Here is an 8085-nt window from a genome sequence, read left to right as displayed (position 1 = left end):
AGCCGCCTACAGAGGGGCAGCTGACTCGCCTGGCGCTTCGGAACGAGGCGATCATGCAGTCACCTCATCCGTTGAAGACGACGCTACAGCTGATCTTGCAGCGTCATGGCTACACGGGCGGGCGGGTTGGGGAATGGTGGGACTTCATCCAGAAGGTCCGTAACGAGCTGCGGTGAGGCGCCCCGTCAGCCTTGTGGCCACCGTGAGAGCTCAAGGACCGCGACCTTACGAGGTCAACCGAAGGAAGTCGTACAGTCAGCCCTCGTCATGGGCGAAAGCTATTGCGGTGTCCTTCACCTCGAACGAGGACAGCCCGTTATCCGGACCTGGCCCGTACCCCCCTACCTCGCAGGCAATCCGTCTCTCGCGGGATGGCACGATGTGCGACAGCCTGACTGCTCTATGCCTGATCTGAGCGACTGAGGTGAGGACCGGGTGGCTCAGCCGGCGGTTGCCTTGGCGTAGTGGAATACCTCAGGTGGGAGCCGGTGGTCCAGGCGCCAGACGAAGCGGACGGGTCGCTCGCCCTCGTGGCTCACGTACCGCATCGGCCCCGCGTACGTGTACGGCGGGGCGCCCAGTCCTTCGTCGCGCTTGGACTGCCTGATGAGGAGGTGGATCGTGGATTCGCCCGTCACGTAGCGGCGGGCGGTGGCGGCCGACGAGCGTAGGGTGCTCTGCGATTCCCACTGGAACAGGTCCTCGCTGATCGCCCGGTCGGCGTACAGCGTGGTGGGGGAGTAGTGGTCCTCCACCTTGTCGATGGTGACGAAGAACAGGTCCGCCCGGTGCTCCTGCACGTATTTGACGCCCTCCCGCATGTGCGCGGGCTTGTCGATGCCGAAGGCGGCCAGCACCTCGTTCTTGCTGTAGCGGGCGTGCACGTGCAGAGGCACGACGGGGTCCAGCGGCGGGGCCACGTGTCGCAGGCCGGAGCGGAGCACGTTCGCCAGCTCTTTCAGCTCATCCGCGCGAGCACCCGTGAGGCGGGCGAATCGGGTCTCCATCCCGGAGATCGGTTCGGTGCCGCCCCACAGCATCGCGTCCAGCATCGCCATCAGGCGTAGCTCGCGCGGCGATTGCGGAGCCTTTCCGGCCAGCACCTCGGTGAGGAAGGCCAGGCGTTCGACGTCGTCGATGTGCAACATCCGGCCGAAGGCCCGTCCGAGCGCCTCGTCACCCGGCGTGCTGCTGAAGCCGGCCGCGTGCCGCAGTGAGGCCCAGCCCTGGCGGCTGCGACGGTAGAGGTCTTCGACGTCCAGCCCGGTCTCCTGCAGGAACGTGGGCAGATTGACGTCTCCGAGGTCGCGGAGTTCTCGCGCCAGGTCCCGCCAGCTGAGGTTGAGGGCCTGCCGGACATTGTCGAGGACGAGCCGGCGTACGTCCCGGTCCAGGTCGATCACGCAACCTGCCGGCAGCGTGGGGAAGCCCTGCTCGATTTCCCGGGCGATGCCGGTACGGCTGGCGCCGGTGAGCGCTCGGTAGCGCCGGTCGAAGCGGAACTGTTTGTGCTGGTGGCCGACGAAGTCGAGCACGGTCAAGCACGGCTTGTCCTCGGCCAGCCGTAGCCCACGGCCGAGCTGCTGCAGGAAGACGGTGGCGCTGTCGGTAGGCCGCAGGAACAGCACGGTGTCGATCTCTGGGACGTCAACGCCCTCGTTGAAGAGGTCGACGGTGAACACGGCGTTGATCTTGCGGTCTCGCAGGTCACGTAGTGCCTGGTCACGCTCGTCACGCAGGCTGTGCGCGGTGACGGCGACGGAGGGGAGCCCGGCTCGGGTGAAGCGGTCGGCCATGAAGCGGGCGTGGTCGATGCTCACGCAGAAGCCGAGGGCGCGCATCCGCCCGACGTCGCCGATCTTGCGTTGCAATGCCTCCAGGACTACGGCGGCGCGGCGGTCGTTGCCGGTGTAGACGTTGGAGAGCTGGCCCACGTCATACCCCTGGCCTCGGCGCCAGCCGATCTGACGCAGGTCGGTGCCGTCGTGGACGCCGAAATACTGGAACGGGGCCAGCAGTCCGCGTTCCAGCGCCTCCCACAGGCGGAGTTCGGCGGCAATACGGCCACCGAACCAGTGCTTGATGTCCTGCCCGTCGGCGCGTTCCGGCGTGGCGGTCAGGCCCAGGAGCACCTTGGGCCGAACTCCGGTGAGCAGTCTCCGGTACGTGGCGGCCTCGGCGTGGTGGAACTCGTCCACGATCACCATGTCGTAGCGGTCAGGCTCAAGGAGCGGGTTGGCGTCCAAGCTCTGGATCGAGGCGAACACATGCCGCCACTGCTCGGGGCGGGCGCCGTCCACGTACAGCTCGCCGAACGTCTCATCTCGCATCACCTGCCGGAAAGTGAGCAGGCTCTGCCGCAGAATTTCTTTGCGGTGAGCGACGAACAGCACCGACTCCGCCTGCCCGGCCGCGCGCAGCCGCCGGTAATCGAGCGCGGCAACGACGGTCTTGCCGGTGCCTGTGGCCATGACGACGAGGTTGTGCCACCGGTTGTGGATCTGCCGTTCGGCGTCGAGCTCGTCCAGGATTTCCCGCTGGTAGGAGTACGGCCGGACGTCCACGTGCGCGAAGTCGAGCACGACCGCCCGCCCGCCGCCACGTTCGGCGGACAGGGCGCGGTCCAGCCGCTCGGCGTCATGCTCCGGGTCGTAGGGCTCGAACGACGGATCGCCCCAGTAGTCGTCGAAAGTGGCGGCGAACGTGTCGATCAGGTGCGGCTGTTCGGCCTGGGCAAGGCGGACGTTCCACTCAAGGCCGTGACTGAGAGCGGTGCGCGACAGGTTGGAGGAGCCGACGTAGGCGGTGGACAGGCCGTTGCCGCGGTGAAACAGCCACGCCTTGGCGTGCAGCCTGGTCATCCGGGTGTCGTAGGAGATGCGGATCTCGGCGCCCATGGCCGCCAGCCGGTCCAGCGCAAGGCGGTCGGTGGCGCCGATGTACGTGGTGGTGACCACGCGCAACCTGCCGCCACGCTTTAGGAATTCGTAAATCTCCTCGGCGAGGACGCGTACGCCGTTCCACTTCACGAACGCGCACAGCAGGTCGACGTGATCGGCGGAGGCCAGCTCCCGCTTGAGCTCATGGCCGATCTCCGGCTGTCCGCGGCCGTTGACCAGCAATGCGCTTCCGGTGAGAGGGACCACCGGCCGCGCTGGGAAGCGCACGCGCCCGCCCGCGTCTCGGCCCCTGGCGATGCCCAGCAACTCATCTGCGGCTTCAACGAGTTCCTCGGGCGAAGCGGCCTCGGGTACCAGTTCACCGATCAAGTCGGCGATCCGGTTGACGATCTCCACCTGCCGCGCCAGCCGCACCGTGTCGCTCTCACCCCGCACCGAGCGGAGCGCCCGGCGAGTGAGGGCAGCCAGATGCCGGGCCAGTGTCTCGTGAGAGTCGGCGAGATCCAAGGACCGGCGATCGATCAAGTCGCGATCGGACACCGCACGCAGCAAGGCGCCCATCTCGCGGGTGATCAGATGCTGGTAGACACCCGGCTGAAGATCGCTCACCTCGGCGACTATAGGACGCAGCCGGCCAGAGCGGTATGCCTTTGCCGAGGTCGAAGAGTGCCTCCCTACTGGCGGCTGATGGTGAACTGGATCGAGTGGTCGCATAGATCTGGCGCTGGGGCAGGGGCGGTGAGCGCGCCTGTACGACTCGCGGCTTCTTCTGTACGTCCTGGGACATTCCCAGCGGCACGACAACCCGTCGAGGCCGAGCCTGGAAACTGCTTAAGGGAGTACGGGCCGTCCTGCGACACGAGTGCCGACTATCCCGTCTACCTCCTGCTGAACGACAGCCTCTGGCTGTTGAGACCCGCCATGGGGGCGACAGGCCGCGCGCGGAGGGAGGCGGTGCAGTACATCCAACCGTGGCATGGGTTGGCATGCCAGGAGTCGTGCGCACTCAATTGGCGCGATCTCAGCCGCAGCCGTACATCATCGGACCACCTAGAGCCCTTCAACCGGCGCATATCCTGGTCAGGAACTCTCTCTGGCTGCTGGACGATGGTGCCCCAATAGGATTCGAACTGCGGCACCCGCTTTAGGAGAGCGAGGGCAGTGCGACTGCTTTGTGGCACCTGAGCTGCAGGAATGCCTCACACATCTCGTGATGCCCTCAAGATCATCCCGCGCATCTCCCACTGCTGGCTGAACGTTGATGCGCCTCGCCCAGCACAACGGCACCGGGAGTGAACGCTCACGACCGCCGCCGGCGTTCAGTAACTGCAGATCCCTAGGTTACGCACAGGCTCTTCCCCGCTGCTTCTGGAGCGCAGTTGCGTCGATCAGTCGCTGTTCGCCATGGTCGTGATGAGTACTCCCTACGGAGAGTGTCCACCCGCAATGTCCACAACTAGGTCGATCCCTGCATGGACAACGGGATCTCCAAGCCAGAGGAGTCAGGATCTGGTTCAATGAGGTATGGACTTACCTCTCTACTTCTCCCAATACTTCAATATCGACTCCGATGTGCTCGATCAGTATGGCGCGTTCGATATCAGCGTTGTCTCGGACCTGCCGCTTTTTATTGACCCATTTTTGCTATTTAATAGCGAGAATCCGACATATCAGAACCTCCATGAGGAGATTCTTCGTTACCTGCGTTTCTTGCGAGATCAGGCAGCGCACAACCTCGACGCTGGTTCGATCGATGCATGGTATCGGTTCAAGGAGGTTAAACAGAATTGGCTCGGGTTCACATTGTTTGGTAATAGTGGTGCCGGGCTAGGAAAGGAGTTCGCCGTCGCGCTTCATGGTGCGTTGGGAGATATGTTTCGCGATTTTGGTCGGGAGACGGTCACGCGCGGATCGCATTTGGAGAAGCTGTGCTTGATCCGTCCAGGCGTTGGTAAGGACAATATCAGCGATTTTACGGCCAATCTTATCAAGGCATTCCTGTGTGAATACACGCAGATCTTTGCACGGAAATACTTAAGCCAGAAAGATTGTGAGGTCTTCGCTGTTTCCCGTGTACGGTTCAACTATGAAACGCGCACATGGGTCACGGGACGATACTATCTGCCACGCCTCCGCAATGATTTTGTTCTACTCACTCCCACTGATCTACTTACGCGAGATGATACTTGGATAAACTACAGTGATATGGTATCCAAGTTTCGGCTACTTCCCGATGCCGTTTCGAATATTGAGCAACGATCTAGAATCAATCAGTATTTCGCCCGTATGCTCGGCGATGAGGACCGAACTGCCAAGAAGCAGCGCGAGGCTGTTGCTGCAACGATCAATAAGTTTCCAGAACTAGTCGACCTCTATATTAAGCTTCAAGAGGATAATGGCTCTCGAGCAGAGGCCGACAGTGCGAGAAAAGTCAAAGAAGCCTACCAAGCTCTAGTGTTGCAGCTTCAACAGGCACTCGTGGAGCTAACTTCCAAAACCGAGTTTTATCAGAAGCCATGGAGCAGTTATCGGGAGTGCTTGGAGCGCGTGCAGTACTTCAAAGCTTACATCGAAAATAACGATGGGTACCGGCTGTTCAATCGCAACGGCAAACCATTCTCCAACGAAAAAGATCTACAGCTGGCCTTCGGCCTGGTTTGGTGTGGTAGTGAATTCGACATCAATCGTGAAGTCAACAATGGGCGCGGCCCAGTGGACTTCAAGGCCAGTTACGGAGCGGGCGATAAGTCGCTGATAGAATTTAAGCTCGCGAGCAACACCGCACTCAAGCGCAACCTTCAGAAGCAGGTGCAGATATATGAAGCTGCTAATAAGACGCGGACATCGGTGAAGGTGATCGTTATCTATACTGCGAAGCAGGAGCGCGGTGTGAAGAAGATCCTTCACGAGCTTGGGCTTGAAAGAGAAGAATCGATTGTACTGATCGACGCTCGCAGTGACAATAAGCCTGCAGCGTCAACTGCTTAAAATAGGACTACGCAGAATTTGCGGCAGCGCTCTGGAACGTGGAAGCCGCTATCTCGGCTTGGGTGACTTGTATTAGATGAATGGCGCACGTGGAGCGTGCCATGGTCTCGTCCGACATAGGAGTCAACAACGGAGCTCCTTTGATACCGATTACTCGACGCCGGTGACGGGGAAGGCGATGAGTTCGCCGTTCCAAGGGGTCTCTTCCAGGTCAGGGAGCTGGGAGAGCGGCAGAGCCTGATCTTGCTCGTGGGCCATCATGTCGCGCCAGGCCTCGAGGGTGCCCGACACAAGGTAAGGGCCGACAGCGATCTCCAGGGTGTCGCCCTCCACGTGGACCGGAGCGGTCTGGCCCGCGACTTCGAGGTCGCTGTCGAGGCCGTTGCTCGCGGCGTCGATCACGGCAACCAGGTCGTCGAAGCTGAAGGAGCCAGTCCATGTCACGTCGTTGACTCTGGCGGTCGCCACGATCTTGCTGACGTCCCAGCGGCTCTGGTAAAGAACGAACTCCAGAGTGCAGCCCGGCTGTACCTCGGCCGGCGCAGTGGCCTGGTTGAGCCAGGTTGGCCGGAAGCTGTCAAGGAGTTCGGTCATGGCCGTGGCGAGAAGACGGCGGCGTTCGGCCAGGAATTCGCGATAGCTTGCGGCGTCGCGAAGCTGCTCGTCGTATGGGACGAAGTGGGCGGCCAACTCCTCCTTGGTTAGGGGCGGCCCATCGTCGACGAAGTAGACGCTCGGCGAACGATCGCTGATCTTCCGATTGGCTTTTCCGGAGATGAAGGCCAGGTTGGCAAGGTCGTTGATCTCCGCCTTGGTGTACTTCTTCGGGTGGTTTTTGAGCGTCGCCTGCGGGTGGATGTGGTGGTGCTCCAGCTTGATGTGGTCTTCAGCGATTGCTGAGATTTCGGTGCCGAACCACCAGTCGAGGGCGCCTGCCTTCTTTGCCACTAGGTAGCTCAGCGGGAAGTAGGCGCTCTCCCGCGTCTTGCCTGCTAGGTCTTGTGGGGTGATCTCGATCCGGGCGCCAATGATGCCAAGGTTTGCGAGCAGCTTCCTGATCGGCTCCGGCTCTCGCACCGTCGGGATGTCACGGCCAAGCATCGTGTCGGTCGAACTGCTGTAGCGGTTGCGCAGGTTGGCCAGGAGGAACCAGTAAAGGATGCCGTCTCGGGTCTCTGTGTCGAGCGGCGCATCCGGTCGTTCGCCGAGAAAGATGACCAGCGGTAGTAGCGCCATGTGGGACGGGATGAGTGCGCTGCTAGTGATCTTCAGGTTCTCCTTGAGCAGAGGAACCAGATGACGCAGGCCGCGCTGAACAGTATTCCACCCGGCGTTCAGCACATCGTCGGTCGCGGCGACCAAGCGGCCATGTGACCATGTGGAGAGCCCACCGCCGAGGACGGCCCCGGCCAGGGCGCGGGTGAGGAATGTGACGTCGAGGTCCGGGTAGTGGCGCTGCGTCCAGTACGCCGCCTCGTCCTCAAGTTTCTGCAGGATACCCGGCCAGCGAGCAGAGAGCATGGCGAGCGTCAGGTCAGTAGTCTTGAGCGCCCGGCCGCTGTTGACGCGGACGAAGATCTGCGCGATCTCGTCGTAGCCGAATCCGACGAGCAGTTCCATGTAGTACATGCGAATCTTGATCGCCGCCAGCTTGCTCAGCCGCCGCCCAAGCTCCTTGGACGATGCCTGCACGCCGGCATCGAGCAGGTTTCCCTGCATCTCGAACAGGTCGGCGTCGTCACGGAGCACGTCGTAGACCTTGATCCAGCGGAAGTCGTTCTTGGTCGAGCTGCTCTGGTTCTGAAATGTCTCGTTTTCAATATCGAAGACGATCTGGGCATCATCGTGGTTGTTGAAGACACGGTGGAGCGAGGTGAGCCGTTGCTGGCCATCCAGCAGGTAGAGGGGAGGCACCGTCGATTCCTGGGGGCTGGTCCCGATCGCCGCTTCGCGTGTCAGCGGCGTCTCTCCCGTCTTCCACAGCAGCAGTGAGCCCGACGGATACTCGCGGTAGAGCGAGTCGATCAACTTCGCGACCTGTGTGGGCTGCCAGACGTAGCCGCGCTGGATTTCCGGGAGCTTGATCTCCCCGGCGGAGATCTGGTCGATCAGCATCTTGATGGAGCGCTCGGTCTTCTCCACAGGCATGGGGGGTGTTGCCTCGTTCCTGGTCTGGGAGGAGCGATGTGGATGAATC

The 8085-nt window shown here is 61.8% G+C and carries 3 protein-coding genes; 1 reads left to right on the top strand and 2 read right to left on the bottom strand.

Annotation, left to right across the window (positions count from 1 at the left end):
• Window positions 1-440: 440 nt before the first annotated feature.
• Window positions 441-3509: a DUF3427 domain-containing protein gene (locus tag AB0J53_RS44580; protein ID WP_364184288.1), complete on the bottom strand. Its 3069-nt coding sequence runs from the start codon at window positions 3507-3509 to the stop codon at window positions 441-443.
• Window positions 3510-4424: 915 nt separating this feature from the next.
• Between AB0J53_RS44580 and AB0J53_RS44575 the strand changes: the two genes are divergently transcribed.
• On the top strand, window positions 4425-5888 hold the full coding sequence (locus AB0J53_RS44575) for a hypothetical protein (RefSeq protein WP_364184286.1): 1464 nt from the start codon (window positions 4425-4427) through the stop codon (window positions 5886-5888).
• Between the two features lie 150 nt (window positions 5889-6038).
• Here the strand turns inward: AB0J53_RS44575 and AB0J53_RS44570 are convergent, their stop codons facing one another.
• Window positions 6039-8030, bottom strand: coding sequence for a DUF262 domain-containing protein (locus AB0J53_RS44570; protein WP_364184283.1), 1992 nt, complete (start codon window positions 8028-8030; stop codon window positions 6039-6041).
• Window positions 8031-8085: the final 55 nt, after the last annotated feature.

Source organism: Nonomuraea sp. NPDC049725 (genome assembly GCF_040674795.1).
Classification (GTDB): domain Bacteria; phylum Actinomycetota; class Actinomycetes; order Streptosporangiales; family Streptosporangiaceae; genus Nonomuraea; species Nonomuraea ceibae.
Note: the sequence above shows the minus strand (reverse complement) of the source record. Positions and strands in the feature narration are given on the sequence as shown.

What these genes read in the sequence shown, in the direction of transcription:
- AB0J53_RS44575 (WP_364184286.1), top strand. Translation starts at nt 4,425, where the DNA reads ATGGACTTACCTCTCTACTTCTCCCAATACTTCAATATCGACTCCGAT.